This window comes from Saccharicrinis sp. 156 (assembly GCF_050589685.1).
In the GTDB taxonomy this organism is placed as follows: Bacteria; Bacteroidota; Bacteroidia; order Bacteroidales; family Marinilabiliaceae; genus Saccharicrinis.
In genome coordinates this window covers 127,774-146,809 of sequence record NZ_JBNGOS010000005.1, presented here as the reverse complement: position 1 = coordinate 146,809, position 19,036 = coordinate 127,774, and the positions used below count along the sequence as shown (strand labels likewise).

Annotated in this window: 16 protein-coding genes; 7 read left to right on the top strand and 9 right to left on the bottom strand. The window is 41.0% G+C overall.

The genetic code is table 11. The annotated features are described in order from the left end of the window. Nucleotides 1-69: 69 nt before the first annotated feature. From ccoG to ACRD64_RS04270, 8 genes are all read right to left on the bottom strand, one after another. A complete protein-coding gene (gene ccoG / locus ACRD64_RS04305) occupies nucleotides 70-1,434 on the bottom strand; it encodes a cytochrome c oxidase accessory protein CcoG (RefSeq protein WP_430931978.1) in 1,365 nt (454 codons plus the stop codon). Between the two features lie 93 nt (nucleotides 1,435-1,527). After that, complete coding sequence (locus ACRD64_RS04300; protein WP_430931977.1) at nucleotides 1,528-2,112, bottom strand: cbb3-type cytochrome c oxidase N-terminal domain-containing protein; 585 nt, start codon at nucleotides 2,110-2,112, stop codon at nucleotides 1,528-1,530. Nucleotides 2,113-2,114: 2 nt separating this feature from the next. Further along, the gene (locus ACRD64_RS04295) at nucleotides 2,115-2,318 is read right to left on the bottom strand and encodes a hypothetical protein (RefSeq protein ID WP_430931976.1); all 204 of its coding nucleotides are present in this window, start codon (nucleotides 2,316-2,318) and stop codon (nucleotides 2,115-2,117) included. A 3-nt stretch (nucleotides 2,319-2,321) separates the two neighbouring features. After that, a complete protein-coding gene (gene ccoN, locus ACRD64_RS04290) occupies nucleotides 2,322-4,481 on the bottom strand; it encodes a cytochrome-c oxidase, cbb3-type subunit I (protein WP_430931975.1) in 2,160 nt (719 codons plus the stop codon). A gap of 18 nt (nucleotides 4,482-4,499) precedes the next feature. Then, on the bottom strand, nucleotides 4,500-4,700 hold the full coding sequence (gene ccoS, locus ACRD64_RS04285; RefSeq protein ID WP_430931974.1) for a cbb3-type cytochrome oxidase assembly protein CcoS: 201 nt from the start codon (nucleotides 4,698-4,700) through the stop codon (nucleotides 4,500-4,502). A 12-nt stretch (nucleotides 4,701-4,712) separates the two neighbouring features. Beyond that, nucleotides 4,713-5,639: a c-type cytochrome gene (locus ACRD64_RS04280; protein ID WP_430931973.1), complete on the bottom strand. Its 927-nt coding sequence runs from the start codon at nucleotides 5,637-5,639 to the stop codon at nucleotides 4,713-4,715. Between the two features lie 10 nt (nucleotides 5,640-5,649). Further along, on the bottom strand, nucleotides 5,650-6,987 hold the full coding sequence (gene nrfD, locus ACRD64_RS04275; RefSeq protein WP_430931972.1) for an NrfD/PsrC family molybdoenzyme membrane anchor subunit: 1,338 nt from the start codon (nucleotides 6,985-6,987) through the stop codon (nucleotides 5,650-5,652). A 17-nt stretch (nucleotides 6,988-7,004) separates the two neighbouring features. Next, entirely contained in the window at nucleotides 7,005-7,958 is a 954-nt protein-coding gene (locus ACRD64_RS04270) for a 4Fe-4S dicluster domain-containing protein (RefSeq protein WP_430931971.1), read from the bottom strand. Between the two features lie 455 nt (nucleotides 7,959-8,413). On the opposite strand from ACRD64_RS04270, the gene hisG reads away from it, so the two are divergent. From hisG to ACRD64_RS04245, 5 genes are all read left to right on the top strand, one after another. Beyond that, nucleotides 8,414-9,271: an ATP phosphoribosyltransferase gene (gene hisG / locus ACRD64_RS04265; protein WP_430931970.1), complete on the top strand. Its 858-nt coding sequence runs from the start codon at nucleotides 8,414-8,416 to the stop codon at nucleotides 9,269-9,271. Between the two features lie 80 nt (nucleotides 9,272-9,351). Beyond that, nucleotides 9,352-10,635, top strand: a complete 1,284-nt coding sequence (gene hisD / locus ACRD64_RS04260; RefSeq protein WP_430931969.1) for a histidinol dehydrogenase — start codon at nucleotides 9,352-9,354, stop codon at nucleotides 10,633-10,635. A 52-nt stretch (nucleotides 10,636-10,687) separates the two neighbouring features. Continuing rightward, nucleotides 10,688-11,731: a histidinol-phosphate transaminase gene (gene hisC / locus ACRD64_RS04255; RefSeq protein ID WP_430931968.1), complete on the top strand. Its 1,044-nt coding sequence runs from the start codon at nucleotides 10,688-10,690 to the stop codon at nucleotides 11,729-11,731. Nucleotides 11,732-11,758: 27 nt separating this feature from the next. Beyond that, nucleotides 11,759-12,886 (top strand): bifunctional histidinol-phosphatase/imidazoleglycerol-phosphate dehydratase HisB, encoded by a 1,128-nt coding sequence (gene hisB / locus ACRD64_RS04250; protein ID WP_430931967.1) that lies wholly within the window; start codon nucleotides 11,759-11,761, stop codon nucleotides 12,884-12,886. 355 nt (nucleotides 12,887-13,241) lie between these two features. Continuing rightward, nucleotides 13,242-14,462, top strand: a complete 1,221-nt coding sequence (locus tag ACRD64_RS04245; protein WP_430931966.1) for an alanine dehydrogenase — start codon at nucleotides 13,242-13,244, stop codon at nucleotides 14,460-14,462. Nucleotides 14,463-14,873: 411 nt separating this feature from the next. Here the strand turns inward: ACRD64_RS04245 and ACRD64_RS04240 are convergent, their stop codons facing one another. Further along, a complete protein-coding gene (locus tag ACRD64_RS04240) occupies nucleotides 14,874-16,214 on the bottom strand; it encodes a sensor histidine kinase (protein WP_430931965.1) in 1,341 nt (446 codons plus the stop codon). A gap of 251 nt (nucleotides 16,215-16,465) precedes the next feature. Here ACRD64_RS04240 and cysS point away from each other — a divergent pair, with 251 nt between their 5' ends. After that, nucleotides 16,466-17,938: a cysteine--tRNA ligase gene (gene cysS / locus ACRD64_RS04235; RefSeq protein ID WP_430931964.1), complete on the top strand. Its 1,473-nt coding sequence runs from the start codon at nucleotides 16,466-16,468 to the stop codon at nucleotides 17,936-17,938. A gap of 26 nt (nucleotides 17,939-17,964) precedes the next feature. Continuing rightward, nucleotides 17,965-18,957, top strand: a complete 993-nt coding sequence (locus ACRD64_RS04230) for a M28 family peptidase (RefSeq protein WP_430931963.1) — start codon at nucleotides 17,965-17,967, stop codon at nucleotides 18,955-18,957. Nucleotides 18,958-19,036 lie beyond the last annotated feature (79 nt).

Below are 19,036 nucleotides of genomic sequence, written 5' to 3'. Positions count from 1 at the left end.
TTAAATCTCAAGATTAATACTGCTACCTCCCGAACTCGATTACCTTAACAATCATCCGACAACAGACCATTACAATTTACTCCGTTTGGGGGCAATAAAGGTTGCCATAGTGCTGTCCAACATTCTATCCTCTACATATAATCCTAATTCGACCGGTGTGTTCCTGGCTTTTATGTCGGTTTTGGCCTGTTTAAGAACAATAACACCATCAAAGCTACCATTTTCGCCAAGGTGAATAGGATGTTCCGACAAGAAAAACGCACTCTCTCGCGGTTTCAGAAACTTTAGTTCTATTTTTTTCAGTCCTTCCGTTTTATTTACAATTTTTAATTGATAGATATTTGAAATACTATCTGCACTCACCTCTTGGTATATTGTGCCTGGCATACGTAATAAAGATACATCCACTTCGGTTCTACCCGACAAAGCAACAACCAAAGCCGTTAAAAGAATTACCAAAACACCGCTGTAGGCATAAGTCCTCAGGTTTTTTATACTGCTCTTTCCTGTTTCTATGCTGTAATTAGATGCAAAGCGAATTAAATTAGGAGGTCGCTTCATTCTTTTCATAATAATATTGCACTCGTCGATACATGCCGTGCAATTTACACACTCCAACTGGGTACCGTTTCTAATATCGATACCTGTTGGACAAACCGCCACACATCCACCGCAATCAACGCAGTCACCTTTTACCTTACGCGGTTCTCCCCGTTTATAATCATACGCCACCGTTATCGATTTTGAATCTAGCAACACCCCTTGCATTCTACCATAAGGACAAAAAAGGGTACACACGCTTTCGCGTATATGGGAGTATATCCAATAGTAAAATACTGTTACAACCGTCATGGCTGTATATACTTGCCAATAATCTAACAACGCGCTTTTCCATATTATTATCAATCCCTGGGGGCCTGTAAACCACATGATAAACACATTGGTAAAAAACAGTACTACCAAAAAATAAATAACATGCTTTAACGCAAGTGCTATTCTGCCTGGGTTTTTAATTTTTCTACCTCTTTGATAATTTCCGTGAAAAAGATATTCGATCCTACGAAATATCATCTCCATAAAAACGGTATGCGGACAAGCCCATCCACACCAAAAACGCCCAAAAACAACGGTAAAAAGAACAATAAAAATAACCGCAGTGGCCATTACAATGGCCATTATTTCACCATCCTGTGAATACACCGTGGCACCAAACAAATGAAACTTTCTGTTGATAACATCCAACAACATAAAAGGCTTGCCCCCAATTTTTATAATGGGTGCCAGTATAAAAAACGACAAAAGTAAAAAAGCAACTATGGTTCTGCGGGTGTACCATTTCCCTTTGGGCTGTCGTGCCTTTATCCTTTTTCGCTTACCATGTTCGTCTATATTGTCGGGACGTTCACGAAATGTTTTATCTTGATGGATTGTCATAGATATTGTTGAATACAAACCCTGTTATCCAAACGTACACTTGAAAGAATAACGGGGTAATTATTTTATTTGGAACGAAAAACAATCAATCATCTACTTGCACTCTTCGCCCTGCGCTTCTTTAGGATTTGCAGGAGAAGAGCCCACCAGCTCGTTTAGTATATAATTGGCCACATATTTTATTTCCTCTTCCTGCATCATGCTTTTATAAGGTGTCATCCCCTTAGCGGGTTTGCCATTGGATATGATATTCATAAGATCGTCCACGCTGCAACCGTTTATCCAAAAATTATCCGTCAGGTTAGGACCGATATTATTGCCTTCTCCATTTGCTCCATGGCAGGCCATACAAGCATTCTTAACATATAGCGCTTTACCCTTATCCACCATCTCAGCCATGCTCAATTCCGGTAAGTTAGCTTTATTGGCCGCTTTCATAGCTGCTTGCTTTTTTTCAAACTTAGCAACCGACTTAGCATATTCACTGGCCTGGTCTCTTTCATTACCCGGGTATCCAAAGTAATGCACAAAGTAAAATAAAGAAAAACCTACGGTCACCAAAAATAAAAGTGTTATCCAAAATGGCGCAGGATTGTTTTGCTCTTTAATTCCGTCATATTCATGCGATTCGATATCGTCATGGAATTCGTCGGGCTTATTGTTTTTATCTTGGCTCATTGTTATTCGTTTGAATTATTTTGTTGGATATCAGTTACAATCTCATCCTCTAATATCGCGTTTTTATATTGCATCATTATAGATTTGGGTGTTCGTATCGTCTTGTACACTATGATGATGAACAAGATGATAAAAATGGATATCCCAATTATATAATACCATTGAATACCGCTTACATCTTTTAATACTTCACTTACAAATCCCATAACTTACTTTTCATCTTCAACACCCGAAATATCCTTGCCCAGCTTATGTAAATATGCTATTAAGGCAACCATCTCTTTGTTGGGTTCAACTTCAATTCCTGAGGCTTTCAGGTCTTCAACAATATTATTGGCCTGTTTCATGTATTCCTCAATCGCCTCATCTTCAAAACCATCTCGATAAGGAACGCCCAGGGTTTTCATCACCTTTATTTTTTTAGGGACCAAATCCAATACCACGTCATTTTCGGCCAGCCAAGGATAAGCCGGCATAATGGTCTGCGGGTTCATTTCCAACGGTTTCATAAAGTGATTGTAATGCCAAACGGCGGTTTTGTAGGTGGTTGACCCACCAATCGACACATCACCCAGATAACCTGCCCTGGCCAAATCCGGCCCTGTCCTGCGCGAGCCCCACTGGAAAGGATAATCGTAAACAAACTCTCCGATTTTAGAATATTCTCCATAACGGTCGGTTTCCCATCGCAACGGACGTATTTGCTGCGAATGACAGTTATAACAACCATTAGACAGATATATGTCCCTGCCCGTAAGTTCAAGCGGAGTATAAGGTTTTACCGCCGCTATTTTAGGGATATTGGATTCAACGCTTAGCAATGGGATAATTTCTACCGCACCTCCGATAGCAACCGCAATAAATACGAATACAGAAAATCGTACACCTCTGCGCTCTAACCATCTGTGCACTGTTTCCCCTGCCACATTTCTCTTTTTTGTATTCACCAAAGCCGGAGCTTCCGATTCCTCATTCGCTTCCATTTTTCCAACAGCCATTGTCTTCGCTATATTGAATAAGAACAACACGAAACCAACGAAAAACAACACGCCACCCACTACCCTAAAGGCGTACAGTGGTAAAATTTGAATGGTTGTTTCCAAAAAATTAGGATAGGCAAGTGAACCTGTTGGTGTGTATTCTTTTAACATTAACCATTGTGTAATGGCCGCCCAATACAAAGGTATGGCAAACAACAAAATCCCCAGTGTAGCTACCCAGAAATGGGCGTTTGCCAACTTGCTGGAATATAATTTTGTTTTAAACAACTTTGGCACCAACCAATACAACATTCCAAAGATGAGTCCACCGTTCCATCCCATTCCGGCAATATGCGTATGCGCTACGGTCCAATCGGTAAAGTGGCTGATGGAGTTCACTGTTTTCAGCGCCATCATTGGCCCTTCGAATGTGGCCATTCCGTAGGCAATTAAGGCCACTACAATAAACTTAAGGTCGGCTCTGTCTCTTACTGAATCCCAAGCACCACGAAGTGTTAACAATCCGTTTATCATCCCCCCCCATGAAGGAGCAATCAGCATCACCGAGAAAGTAACCCCCAGTGCCTGAAGCCAATCTGGCAAAGCATTATACAACAGGTGATGTGGGCCTGTCCACATATATAAAAATATCAATGTCCAGAAGTGAATGATAGACAATTGGTAAGAATATATGGGGCGATTAGAAGCCTTAGGCAAATAATAGTACATCAGTCCCAACCATGGAGTGGTTAAGAAAAAAGCCACGGCATTGTGCCCATACCACCATTGCACCAACGCATCCTGTGCACCCGCATATACCGGATAACTCTTGAACAAAGAAACAGGTATTTCAATCGAGTTAACGATGTGCAAAACAGCTACACCCAAGAAGGTAGCCAGGTACCACCATACCGCTGCATAAATATGCTTAACGCGACGTTTGATAATGGTACCAATCATGTTCCATCCAAACAACACCCATGAAACAGCGATTAATATATCGATAGGCCATTCCAGTTCGGCATATTCCTTTCCGGTAGTGAAACCGAGGAATAGAGTAATGGCTGCTAAAACAATGATCAACTGCCAACTCCAAAAGTGAACCTTGCTAATGATATCATTAAATAAACGGGCCTTCAGAACACGTTGCAACGAATAGTAAATACCGGCGAACATGGCGTTGCCAATAAAGGCAAATATGACCGCGTTGGTATGTATGGGTCTCACCCTTCCAAAGGATGTATACTCCAGTCCCAGATTAAGAACCGGCCAGGCCAGCTGTGATGCCGCCAATAGCCCAACTATTAAAGCCACGACCCCCCAAACTATTGTTGCAACCGTAAAGTTTCTTACAATTGCATTATCGTATTTAAATTTTTGAATTTCCATTATTATATGCGATAGGGTTTACATTTCATTTTTTTCAATTTCATTTTCCTCATCCTCTTCTGCCTCGTTTTTGGTGTTCTCTTCATCATCAAACAAAATACGAACCGATGGTGAAAACATATCTTCATACTGGCCCGATTTAACAGCCCATATAAACAAGGCCAGAAAAAACAGTGCAGCCAATAAACTTACCCCAACTAACAGATAAAGTATGTTCATGGCTGATTCATTTTAAACTAGTTTTTCTTCTTCTGCGATAGGCTCGTTACCCAAAGCAAACACTTTTTTCATGGTAAAAAGCACATAAAAAATAAAGAACCAAACCGTTACAACAGCTCCCGTAAATCCAACGAGAATCCATATAGGTGCCTTTTTAACCGTGTTCCACATGGCTCTATCCTTATTTAAAGGAGGGTTGTTGTTGACCTTACCAATTTGCATAGTCGCTTCGGTTTTCACATCACCATACACTTCTGCCTGGTCTACCTGTGCTATTAACTGTACATTACCCAATGAATCTCCCGGTAAGGAATCATCCCATGAAAAATAGGTTAAACCGGCCTTGTTCGTATTCTTAACTTCACCAATGGTTAAGTTTCCAAAATACCTCTTGGCCATTAATTTTATTCCTACTCCACCAATATCACTTTCTTCACCATTTAAAGAACCGGTTAGTTTTACCGCTACCGCTTTTTTTGTTTCATCAAATGTTACATTTAAAGCCAGTTCCGTTCCTTCCGGAATATTTGTCTCTATTTTTTCTGCTGTTTCCTGAACGTATGTTGGGTTGAAACTGCGAATGTAAGCGATCACATTCCAAATGTCGGCTTTACTTAATGCGCTTTTAAACGAAGGCATGGTTACACGTCCTTCACTAATCTTGTAAAAAAGCGCTCCATCGGTATTCATCTGAAACTTTTCCGAGGCCGGGTCACCCGGCGAAGGATTAAGCAATGCATTATAATTGCCTTGCCCGGGAGTTCCATGACAAGCCGTACATTTGGCCGAGAATACCTCTTTGCCGGAAGTCCTCATCGCATCGGTAAACTCCACCAGACTTAACTTTTCTCTCTGGTCCTGAGGAACTAACCAGGACGTTTGCGCTGACAGTTTTAATCCAGCACAAACACAAATAACTACCATTAAATACTTGTTCATTGTACTGCTATTAAATTATTTTTGACTTAGTTTCTTCATCCTCTTCGGCCATTTCCCATATTGGAATTACAGGAAAAAGTTTAGCCAGTACCGAAATAATCATGATACCCATAATGATTGAACCAATCGTTACAGCACTTTCAATTACTGTTGGCTGGTAGACAACCCACTCGTTTGGCAAATTTTGCACGGGTAAAAACGGATGTTCCATGGTTGGGATTACGATAATGTATCGCTTAAACCATGCCCCCACCAATACAAACAATGATATTATAAAGAGGGGTACCGGTTTTCGGAAAGGTTTCCATAGCAGCACTATCATGGGCACAATCAAGCCAAATATTTGGCAAAACCAGAACATGATGGCATGCTTACCTAAAAACAATTCATGAATATGAATGGCATCAAACTCCTTCATTTTATATGCAGGAACTACAAACTCGTTTAGGTTGAAATAAAAATATACCACGCAAACAAACTCCAAAAGCTTACCCATTTTATCAAACAATGGTTCATCTAAGTAAGTCCTCAGTTTGTAATTGTTCCTGAAAAAGAATACGGCAATAATAACTGCTGCCATACCGGTTACAAAAGCACCCGTTAAAAAGTAAGGGCCAAATATGGTACTGTCCCAACCACTGCGCGAATTCACCGCCAGCAACCAGGATGTTACGGTATGGATGGCGAATGCTGTAGGTATTACCAGGATAATCAACAGACGAATGGCCTTAAACAACAGTTGATATTGTTTGGGGTGATGGGTCCAATTAAAAGATAAAATCTCATATAGTTTCATCATCCATTTGGGCGCATTTTGCATCCTGCCTCTGGCAATGGCCAGATCAGGAATCAAAGGAAGCAGATATAACAATGTGCTTATCACCAGGTAAGTCGTCACCACAGTAACGTCCCATAAAATAGGCGATTGCACCCTTCCGTATAAAAACACATGGTGCAACCTTTCCGGTCGTCCCATATCTGAAACAATAACCAAACCAGCTACCGCAGCAAAAGCAACGGCAATAATTTCAGCAATTCGGGAGATCGGCTTAATCCACTTATATCCCAACAAGCCAATTACCCCACTTATTAACATGCCTACCAAAGCAGTAGCTACAAAAAACACAAAGTTGGCAATATACATCCCCCAACTTACCATATCGCGCATGCCTGTCACGATTAATCCCTCCCTATACTGTATAGCATAGGCATAGATACAGGCCAATAAAGCCACGGTCAAAAACAACATCCAATTGACGTACGCACTGTTAAAACCCACAGGTCTAAGCACGTCATCTGCTATCTTATCAAGCTTTTCCTTATTAATTTTAATATTATGTTCGGACATATTCTGGGTTTAATAGATTAGCGATGATGATGATCTGGTTTCTCAGGGGCGTCAAATACCCTGTCCTTGGGAGGCAGGTAGTATACACGAGGTTTCGTTCCCAGCTCTTCCATCAATCTGTACCCGGCATTTTTCTCGAGTAATTTACTTAACACAACAGTTTCGCGGGTAGTACCGTTAGTTACCGCATCTTCGTTTTCATCCCCAAAATAAAACACTTCGTTAGGACAGGCACGAACACAAGTTGGAAGTTCGCCATCACGCAGACAGTCGGCACTAAACAAACATTTTGTAATGGTTCCTTTTTTCTGTGGGATATTTGCTTCTACATCATACTCCATTGGCTGCTCCTTGTAAAGTTGTGCCTGAAAAGGTTCTTCCCAATTGAATACCCTAACCGAATACGGACATGCTGCCATACAAAACCTACAACCTATGCAACGTTCATTATCTATGAGCACCACTCCATCCTGACGCTTAAAAGTGGCATCTACCGGACAAACCGAAACACATGGAGGGTTATCGCAATGCATGCATGGCTTGGGCATATTGTACGGTGCCGATTGCGGATTGTCCTGCATCACCAGAGTATTAATATGATATTGGTAAGGATGCAAATGATGATGTTCCTGGCAACCTTTAATACATTCCCTGGCATTTCTGCATTTAGCCAGATCTATTACCATCACCCATCGTTTTCCCGCAATCCCGAGCCTACCACGGGATTGCAAAGCCTCCGTGTCCAACTTCACTTCTTTAACCTGGGACTTTGGAATCTCGACCAGCTTATTGTCGGATGTCATTACCTTAACGTACTCTTCGCCCGAAACATCCGAAGATGTAAACCCGGAAGCCACCGCACCCGTTGAAGCCGCAGCACCTATCAATCCAAGTTTGCGCATAAAATCCCTTCTGGATCTTTTGCCGCTTGAATTTGTGGCCTCATTTTTTTTCATATGATCAGAACTCATGATATAAGTTTATTTTTTTTAAAACTATCGCTTAATTAAGTAATTCATTGCCGAATATATAAATTTCAAGTTTCAAAATAGTTGAATATCTTTTAACATTTAACATCATCGGGTAATTTATAGAGAGTCTGAATAAGCACAGCATGGCTCACAATTGTAAATTAACATTTATTACCCCTTTTATATTTGGAATTTAAAATATTACATTTACTTTTGTATCGATTCAATAATAAACCATGACAAATTTCACACATCATCACGGACATCATTTTAATCTACCATAGGTGGTCCGAGATTGTTGTGTTTAATAATATAGGAGGGCTTACCGTATGGGAAGCCCTCTTTTTTTTTGTCATTAATTAAAAACAAAAATTCATTTTTAGATTTGAGCTAGGTTAGCATCACAATTATAATGTCTCTTATCTCTCATCTATTATCTAAAAGTCTAAATTAAAATGGAGAAATTAAGAATTGCTTTACAGAAGAAAGGAAGATTACACGACGATTCGATGAAGCTTTTAAAAGAAGCTGGAATAAAATTTAATATTGGAAGTGGGAAACTGGTTGCACAATCTCCCAACTTCCCGATAGAAGTATTGTTTTTACGTGACGATGACATACCACAAACCATAGCAAATAAAGTGGCCGATATAGGTGTTGTTGGCGAAAACGAGGTTGAAGAAAAAGATTTTAAACTGACTATCGCCAAAAGACTGGGGTTTAGCAAGTGCAGAATTTCTTTGGCTATCCCCAAAGCAGATGAATACACCAGTTTAGAATATTTTCAGGGCAAAAAAGTAGCTACTTCCTATCCGGTGATCCTTAAAAAATACTTTGCCGAGAAAAAAATCGATGCCGATATACATGAAATCGCAGGATCTGTTGAAATAGCACCAGGCATTGGATTGGCCGATGCCATTTTTGACATTGTGAGTTCGGGTAGTACTTTAGTTGCAAACCGACTAAAAGAAGTTGAGGTGGTTATGAAATCCGAAGCTTTATTGGTGCAAGCAGAAGGTCTTTCTAATGAGAAAAAGGCTTTACTCGATGAGTTACTGTTTCGCATAAATTCAGTAATGGCAGCTAACTCTAACAAGTACATCTTATTGAATGCTCCAAACGACAAAGTTAGCGAAATTGTTCAGGTACTGCCTGGCATGAAGAGTCCTACGGTGTTGCCATTGGCCGAGGAAGGGTGGAGCTCCATTCACTCGGTGATATCCGAAAAGCAGTTTTGGGAAATCATTGGTAAGCTAAAAGAAAACGGTGCTGAGGGAATATTAACCTTCCCGATTGAAAAAATGATTCTGTAAAACGAATCAGGATACAATATTTTAGATAATAGAAATTGGACTGGACATTTCTTTTGTCCAGTCTGCACTAATTAAATCAAATGCAGGTATTTGAATATCCACAAAAGAGCGATTGGGCTCACCTACTTCAACGCCCGGAAAATGACTTGAGCGCTTTGTTCGAAACTGTTCAAGGAATTTTGAACGACATAAAAGAAAATGGTGAAAACGCGGCAAGGGCCTACTCGGAAAAATTCGATGGCTTTGCTCCCGAAAATCTATTGGTTTCGAAGGAAGAAACTGACGAGGCTTGTATGCAGGTTTCTTCGGAATTAAAAGAAGCTATATACATGGCCAAGCTAAACATTGAAAAGTTCCATCAGGCTCAAATCTCACCCGAAAAGGTTGTAGAAACCATGCCTGGCGTAGTTTGTCGTCAAAAAAGTGTAGCTATCGAAAAAGTTGGACTCTACATTCCGGGAGGTACGGCACCGCTTTTCTCAACGGTATTGATGTTGGCGCTACCTGCCATTATTGCCGGATGCAAAGAAATTGTGTTGTGCACTCCCCCTAACAAAGAAGGCAAAATTAATCCTGCCATTTTGTATACCGCATCGTTGATAGGCGTTACCAATGTTTTTAAACTAGGTGGAGTCCAAGCCATTGGTTCAATGGCCTATGGAACAGAGAGCATTCCAAAGGTGGATAAAATTTTTGGCCCCGGCAACAGTTATGTCACGGCTGCCAAACAATTGGTCAGTTTAAAAGATGTGGCTATTGACATGCCCGCCGGACCATCGGAAGTTGAAGTACTGGCCGACGAATCTGCCAATGCCGCTTTTATTGCTTCCGACCTTTTAAGCCAAGCAGAACATGGTATTGACAGCCAGGTGATTTTAATCACTAACTGTAAAGACCTCATCCCGAAGGTACAGGAAGAAATGGCCAATCAGCTCAAGGAATTATCCAGAAAAGAAATAGCGGAGAAAGCATTGGAAAACAGCCGTATCATACTTTTGAAAAACAAGCAGGAGATGATTGAGATGACTAACCGGTATGCACCGGAGCACTTAATCATTGCTATGCGCGACGATGATGAAATAGCAGATCTCATTACCAATGCAGGCTCCGTATTTATTGGTAATTACACACCCGAAAGCGCCGGTGATTACGCTTCAGGCACCAACCACACCCTCCCAACCCACGGTTATGCCAGGGCATATAGCGGGGTAAACCTGGACAGCTACGTTAAAAAAATTACCTTCCAAAAAATCACACCGGAAGGATTGCAAAATATAGGTCCGGCTATCGAGAAAATGGCAGCTACCGAACAACTGGATGCCCATAAAAATGCGGTTACTATCCGGTTAAACACTTTGAAATAAAACCACTGTAAATCGTCTAACATCTTGATAATTGAACCCTGATACTTCATACATGAAATCAATAGAACAACTTATTCGCCCCAACATAAAGTCCCTTAAACCATATTCATCCGCAAGAGATGAGTTTTCGGGGGAGGAAGCCATCTTTTTGGATGCCAACGAAAATCCATTTAACGCGCCATATAATCGTTATCCTGATCCTTATCAGCGTAAGCTCAAGAAAAAAATAGCTGAGTTAAAAGGTATTGAAGACCGACACATCTTTCTGGGCAACGGAAGTGATGAGGCCATCGACCTGGCTTTTAGGGCTTTTTGCGAACCAGGAACAGACAATGTAATATCGATAGATCCTACCTATGGCATGTACCAGGTAGCTGCCGATATTAATAATATTGAAATTCGAAAAGTAAAGCTAACCCCTGATTTTGGATTAGATATAAATGGATTGTTGGCTGCTGCCGATCAAAATTCGAAATTGCTGTTTATATGCTCTCCCAACAACCCTACAGGCAATTGTTTTAAAAAGGAGGATATTGTTAGCATAGTTGAAAATTTTGATGGCATTGTTGTTTTAGATGAAGCATACATTGATTTTGCGCCGGAGAAGAGTTTTTTGCCTGAATTAGATAGGTATCCAAACCTGATTATCCTCCAAACATTTAGCAAAGCCTGGGGAATGGCGGGAATCCGTTTGGGAATGGCATTTACATCTCCTGAGGTGGTCACGATTTTTAATCACATTAAATATCCTTACAATATTAATATTCTCACGCAGAAAACGGCGTTGGAATTATTGCAAAAAGTAGCGGATAAAAATGCCTGGGTTCAAGAGCTTCTGAAACAAAAAGAAAGAATGGCTCTAAAAATGAAAGTGTATCCTTTTGTAAAGAGAATATATCCGTCAGATGCCAATTATCTTTTATTAAAAACCGACGCCCCAAAAGAGATATACAACTTTTTGGTAGATCAGGGCGTTATTATCAGAGACCGTTCAACCGTTTCGCTTTGCGAAGGCTGTTTGAGAATAACGATTGGTTCCGAAGAAGAAAACAACGCGCTGTATGCGGGGTTGGATAAATATCAACATAGATCATAAACATCGATTCAAAATACATCATAATAAATGCAACGAGTACTTTTTATTGACCGCGACGGAACTATCATAAAAGAGCCGCCTATAGATTTTCAGGTGGACAGCCTGGAGAAACTGGAGTTTTATCCCAAGGCTATAACTAACCTTCAGAAGATTGCCTCAAAGCTTGATTTTGAATTGGCCATGGTGACCAACCAGGACGGCCTGGGTACTGACTCGTTTCCCGAAAATACATTTTGGCCGGCACAAAACATGATGATGAGCACCCTTCAAGGCGAAGGCATTGTATTCGACGAGGTTTTCATTGACCCATCGTTGCCCGAAGAAAATTCTCCTGGAAGAAAACCGGGCACCGCCATGCTTACCCAGTATTTTGATGACAAATACGATCTGGCAAAATCATTTGTGATTGGAGATAGGGTCACAGATGTTCAATTGGCAAAAAACATGGGTTGCAAAGCTATTTTTATGGCCGACAAAGATGAAGCCAACGAGGAACTTCATAAGCAAGAATTAACTGATGTTTGCGCTTTGGTAACAACAGACTGGGATAAAATATGCGAATTCCTGTTCTCCAAAGAAAGAACTGCACAAGTGGTCCGTAAAACATCCGAAACCGACATAAATATAAAACTAAACCTCGACGGGACCGGCAAGTGTGACATATCAACCGGTTTACATTTCTTTGATCATATGCTGGAACAAATCGGTAAGCACTCAGGGTGCGACCTGAGTATCCAGGTCAATGGTGACTTACATGTAGACGAACACCATACAATTGAGGACACCGCCCTGGCACTCGGTCAGGCTTTTAAGGAAGCCCTTGGCGACAAACGCGGGATAGAACGTTATGGGTATTGCCTGCCCATGGACGATTGCATGGCCTTGGTGGCTCTTGATTTCGGCGGAAGGCCCTGGCTGGTGTGGGAAGCCGATTTTAAACGCGAAAAAGTGGGAGACATGCCCACCGAAATGTTTTTACATTTTTTCAAGAGCTTTTCCGACGCTTCGTTGAGCAATCTTCAAATTCAGGCTAAAGGTGACAATGAACACCATAAAATAGAAGGAATATTTAAAGCCCTGGCCAGAGCATTAAAAATGGCTATCAGAAAAGACGTGTTTAACAATACGCTCCCGAGCACAAAAGGTGCGCTTTAATGCCTTGTTCCCCTTATTTGCCACAGCAGGATTGACCGTACTTTTTATGGCAGAATTTTCGGGTTTCAGTATGGAAGCCATACTTTAAAATGATTGCGGCTAAGCATTTAACAGCATAGTTTCGATAACGGTAAATATTTCAAAGCTGTGGCAAGTGAAGTCAGGGCCAGGCGTGACTGAGCAATGCCGAGAAACAAAAATTATATAGTAATTTTACCATCTAACCTGAACAAGCCAAAAGCATTTTGATTTATGGCTTGTTCAGGTTAGATGGATATACTATTTTTTTACCTATTATTTTAAGGAAATAATTATTAACTTTCCGATTGAATGTTGTTCTGATTAATTGGTGTAAATGGCAGGTATAGGTGACAAGTCAAATTTTCCGCTTTACAGCACAGGTTTGATGCCGCAGGCGGAGATGTTAGAGGTAAAAAAATCGGAAAAAAAACTGACCATAGGGATACCTAAGGAAAAGTCAAAATTCGAAAATCGTCTCGCATTGACCCCGCAGGGAATTGAATTGTTGGTGGAGAACGGACATACCGTATTGTTTGAATCGGGTGCTGGCATACCCGCTAACTTATCCGATCAGGACTTTTCGGAATGCGGAGCTACCATCGTCAAAAATAATAGCGAAATTTTTAAGGCGGAAATAGTTTTAAAAATATCTCCTTTTACCAACGAGGAGCTGGACTTATTATCTCCCGGCCAAACTATTATTTCACTGGTTCAACTCCATCAGCAATCGCGCGAGCTCATCAAAAAAATGATGAGCAAAAAAGTAAATGCCATTGCTTTCGAACTTATTAAGGACAATAACGGTTTTTATCCGGTAACCCGTAGTATGAGCGAAATAGAGGGAGCCGCTTCCATCATGATTGCCAGCGAATATTTAAGTAAGGCACATAACGGGAAAGGTGTATTATTGGGGGGAATTACCGGAGTATCTCCTGCCGAAGTGGTCATTTTAGGAGCCGGAACAGCCGGAGAAAGCGCTGCTCGTGCAGCCCTGGGGTTAGGTGCTACCGTTAAAATATTTGACAACTCATTCAAGAACCTGAGAGACCTGGAGCTACACATCGGGCAACGTGTTTTTACATCGGTACTATACCCTAAAGCCCTTACCAAAGCATTAAAATCGGCGGATGCCGTTATTGGCAACTTACGATATCTGCAATCAGGCCTGAGTTACATGGTAACAGAAGATCAGGTGTCGCAAATGAAACAGGGTTCTATTTTAATTGACCTAAGCATGGGACAGGGAGGATGTTTCGAATCTTCTATCTGTACCGACTTTGCCCATCCTGTATTTATAAAACACGGCGTAATCCATTATTGCGTCCCCAATGTGGCCTCTCACGTGGCCAGAACCGCTACCATTGCCCTAAGTAACATTTTTGCGCCAATGGTTTTACAGATGGCGGAGGCAGGAAGTATCAATAATATGATTAAGGAAGATCCGGGATTTAGCCATGGAATATATGTGTACAAAGGTATTCTTACCAACCATTACATAGGGGAAACATTTTCATTGCCATCCAAAGACATAGGCCTGCTGATGGCTGCTTTTTAACGGGCGTGTTGTTCACTTATTCCGGGTGATTCAAAATCGCAAACGGGAAAACTGCATCCCCGGCATCTCCCACTCTCTTATTTTACGGTATTCGGTATAAAACTTTACATATCTTCCCTTTATATGTTTAGAATAACGAAAAGACAGAATACCGCTTCTTTGCCCATTCCTCCCCTGTGACTCCAAAAGACCAATAACCGGCGACCAATTTTCTGTTTAACCCGGATTATGCATTGGAGGTTCGTCATGAGCATTGCAAGTACAATAAAACAAGGCATTACTTGAAACGAGGCATCACTTGTCCCGATTACTTTCGGGAGCATCGTTCTGGTGAGTTGAAGTGATGCAAAGAAGTGTCTTGTTTTAAAGTAATTTCAATGGGTAATAGAATTTCTAATGCATATTGCGGGTTTAACGGCAAGGTATCGTAAACTTAAACAAGGTGCCTTCTTTTTGGTCGCGTTCTGCCCAAACTTTGCCGCCCATTATTTCTACATATTTTTTCACAATAGACAAGCCGATTCCATTTCCGCCAAACTCCCTTGATTTTTTAAGATCCCCTTGTCTGAATAAATCAAAAATGCTCTTTTCCTGGCCTTCCTCAATACCTACCCCGGTATCCTTAACAAAAAACTCGAAGAAATCATCGCCAAGTGTGTACCCTATGTATATATTTCCTTGAGGGGTAAATTTGATGGCATTATCTAACATGTGATCAAATATTTTATACAATGCTTCTTTGTGTGCGATTAGGATATCCGCACCGTTTTCGGCTCCCAAGAGTATATTTAGTTTTATGGGTTTTTTCATCGCCTCCAACTCTTGACAATAACTCTGGTATAATTCGGTAATAATATGATTTACCCGCACCTTTTGTTTTGGCTCCACATAAACTTTTGCCTGCAGCTTTGAGATATCAATTAATGCATCCATTACACGCATCATTTGATTTCCGTTTTGATGTATGATATTCAAATATTCGTCTTTTTCTTCTATGCTCAGGTGATTCGATTTTAAAAGTTCGGTAAAACCAATGATGGCATTCATGGGGGTTCGCACCTCGTGACTTAGGTTGGCCAAAAAGGAAGATTTAAGTTTATTGCTTTCTTCGGCTTTTAGCGTGGCTTCTTTAAGTTCATTGTTCATTTGGTCCAATTCCATGTTTTTTCTGATGAGCTCCTCTTTAAAAACCAACAACTCCATATTCCTCCTGGTCAGCTCCTGCTGCCTATCCACATGTTCCAACTCCGACCCGATCCGGGAAGAATACATAAACATCAAGGCTTCCACTTTTTCTACGTCCGGTATTCTATCGCAGAATAAGGCAACCAAAACACCGATCGGTTTTCGCGAAGAACCGTACAAGGGGATACCACTGTACGCTTCCACTTTATATTCCGCCAACATGTTGCTATTGGGAAACTCTTTTCTCACCTTTTCCTGATAGGTAACCGCTTTATCTGCAACTACCGGGTCGCATGGCGTATCTTTATAGGGAAAGGACTGCTGTGGCAGTATTTTATTATTATGGCAGTGAGTCACCGTATCCAACATCCCCTCTTTTTTGTTCAGGCGAGCTACAAAAACATAATCAGCTTTCAAATAATTACTTAAAGACAATATGGCAGATTCGAAAAACCCTTCACCCATCATCGGATTGTTTGGATTGAACAACGTATAGATACATGATTCCAAATCACTATCCTGCCGTAATTGTTGACTTATGAATTCCTTATGCCTATGCTCTGCCATACCATTAATTACTAATTCCTACTAAAATGGTTACCCAAAGAAATGAAAAGCTTAACCAATTATTAGTTTTTTTTGATAAATACACCTTTTCACGTGTTCAATGCCCAATAATAAAAAAACTCTTTATGCCCTTACATAAACAGCTGACTATCTGAACTTACAACTCCCATCGTTAATATATTAACTACTATTTGAATTCAAACTAGTACTTTTTTGTAATTTTGAGCACCATAAATGTAATCATTATTAAAATGAAGAACCAATTATATATTTACAACACGCTCTCCAGAGAGAAGGAACTATTTGAACCCCTAATTCCTCAGAGAGTCGGGTTATATGTATGTGGCCCTACCGTATATGGCGACCCCCATCTCGGACATGCCCGTCCCGCCATTACTTTTGACCTTTTAACCAGGGTACTGACACATTTGGAATACCAGGTTAGATATGTAAGGAACATTACCGACGTAGGACATCTTGAGAATGACGCGGACGAAGGGGAAGACAAAATTGCGAAAAAAGCCAAGCTCGATGAATTGGAACCTATGGAGGTGGTACAATTTTACACCAACAGGTATCATGACTTTATGAAACTTTTGAACGTAAAAAGTCCAAGTATCGAACCGCATGCATCCGGTCATATCATCGAACAGATCCAGGTGATCAAATCAATTATCGACAAAGGATATGCCTACGTAAGCAATGGTTCTGTTTATTTTGATGTAAAAAAGTATAACGAAAAACATTTATACGGAATTCTTTCGGGCAGAAAGGTGGAAGACCTGTTAAGTAACACCAGGAGCCTTGACGGACAAAGCGAAAAGCGTGACAGCCTTGATTTTGCGCTTTGGAAAAAAGCTGCCCCCGAGCATATCATGAGATGGCCTTCAGAATGGAGCGACGGATTTCCCGGTTGGCATCTGGAATGTTCTGCCATGAGTAAAAAATATTTAGGCGAGCAATTCGACATTCACGGAGGCGGTATGGATCTCCTGTTTCCGCACCACGAGTGTGAAATAGCCCAAAGCACTGTCGACAACGGAAAGGTCCCAGCGAAATACTGGATGCACAACAATATGATTACCATCGGCGGTCAGAAAATGGGTAAATCGCTGGGCAACTTTATAACATTGGAACAGTTTTTTACTGGCGAACATGAGAAACTGGAAAAAGCGTACAGCCCAATGACCATTCGTTTTTTTATATTACAGGCCCATTACAGAAGTACGCTTGATTTTGGAAACGAAGCCCTGCAAGCAGCAGAAAAGGGACTCAACCGGTTGTCGGAAGCCATGAGCAATATAAACAAAATATCTGTTTCCAAGGAATCTGATGTGGATGTTGCTTCCCTAAAAGAAAAATGTTATGCCGCAATACTGGATGATTTAAACAGTCCTGTTTTATTGGCACATCTTTTCGATGGCGTTAAAATGATTAACAGCTTGATTGCAGGTAATTATAAGATTTCGCAAACCGATTTAGACGAACTAGATTCTTTGATGCACTTGTTTGTGACAGAAATACTTGGGCTGGAATTATCATCCGGGCAAGGTGCGGACAATACCCAAAAGCTCGACGACGTTATGCAATTGTTGATGAACGTGCGTAACGATGCCAAAGCAAACAAAGATTGGGCAACGGCCGACAAGATACGTAATGAGTTAAGCAACCTGGGGTTTGTGATTAAAGACGGTAGCGATGGAGCTACCTGGGAACTAAAATAAATTATCAACCTAATTAATCAGAGTACATGATAAAGCATCTAATCCTTATATTATTGGTGATTTTGGCAAGCTGCGATTTCACGCCTGCCAAGAACAGCACAGCCGAAAAAAAGAAAAAAAAGGAGGTTGTTTCAACCCCATCTTTTAATGCTGATTCCGCCTATTTGTATGTCCAGCAACAGGTTGATTTTGGACCAAGAGTCCCGAACACGGAAGCCCATGGTTTGTGCGCCGAATATCTTGCCCAAAAATTGAAGGATTTTGGAGCGGACGTAATTGTGCAGGATGCCGAGGTGACTGCATTCGACAACACTTTATTGCATGCAAAAAACATTATCGGTCAGTATAAGCCGGAGATCAGGGACCGGATATTACTGTTTGCACACTGGGATTCCAGGCCCTTTGCGGATCACTGTCCGGACGGGAGCAGACAGAACGAACCTATTCTAGGCGCTAATGATGGTGGCAGCGGCGTGGGCGTATTGCTTGAAATTGCACGCCAACTTAACACGACCCCGTTACCATTTGGGGTGGACATCATCTTTTTTGATGCGGAAGATTATGGGAACCCTGACCACATTGAGATTCAGAATCCAAAACAAGATACCTGGTGTTTGGGTTCCCAGTATTGGGGAAAAAACCCTCACGTAAAAAATTATTATGCCCGCTTTGGTATTCTGCTAGATATGGTTGGCGCTCCTAATGCAACATTCTATAAAGAGATGAATTCTAAATACTTTGCTCCCCGAATCCTTAAAAAAGTATGGAACACGGGTCACAAACTGGGATATGGTAATTATTTTATTTTTGAAGATGGAGGTGGAATAACAGATGACCATGTGTACGTAAACAAACATCTTAACATCCCATGTATCAATATCATCCAGTACGACCCGACTACCGATTCCAGTTTTGGAAGCTACTGGCACACGCATGATGACGACATGGATGTAATCGACAAAAATACACTGAAAGCAGTTGGGCAAACCGTGCTTGAATTTGTGTACAGCGAACAGTGATTTTAATGGCCAATAGTCACAGGTCATTTATCATTAGCCCTATGGTCAATACCCATTAATGCAACGGAGCGTTGGAAAT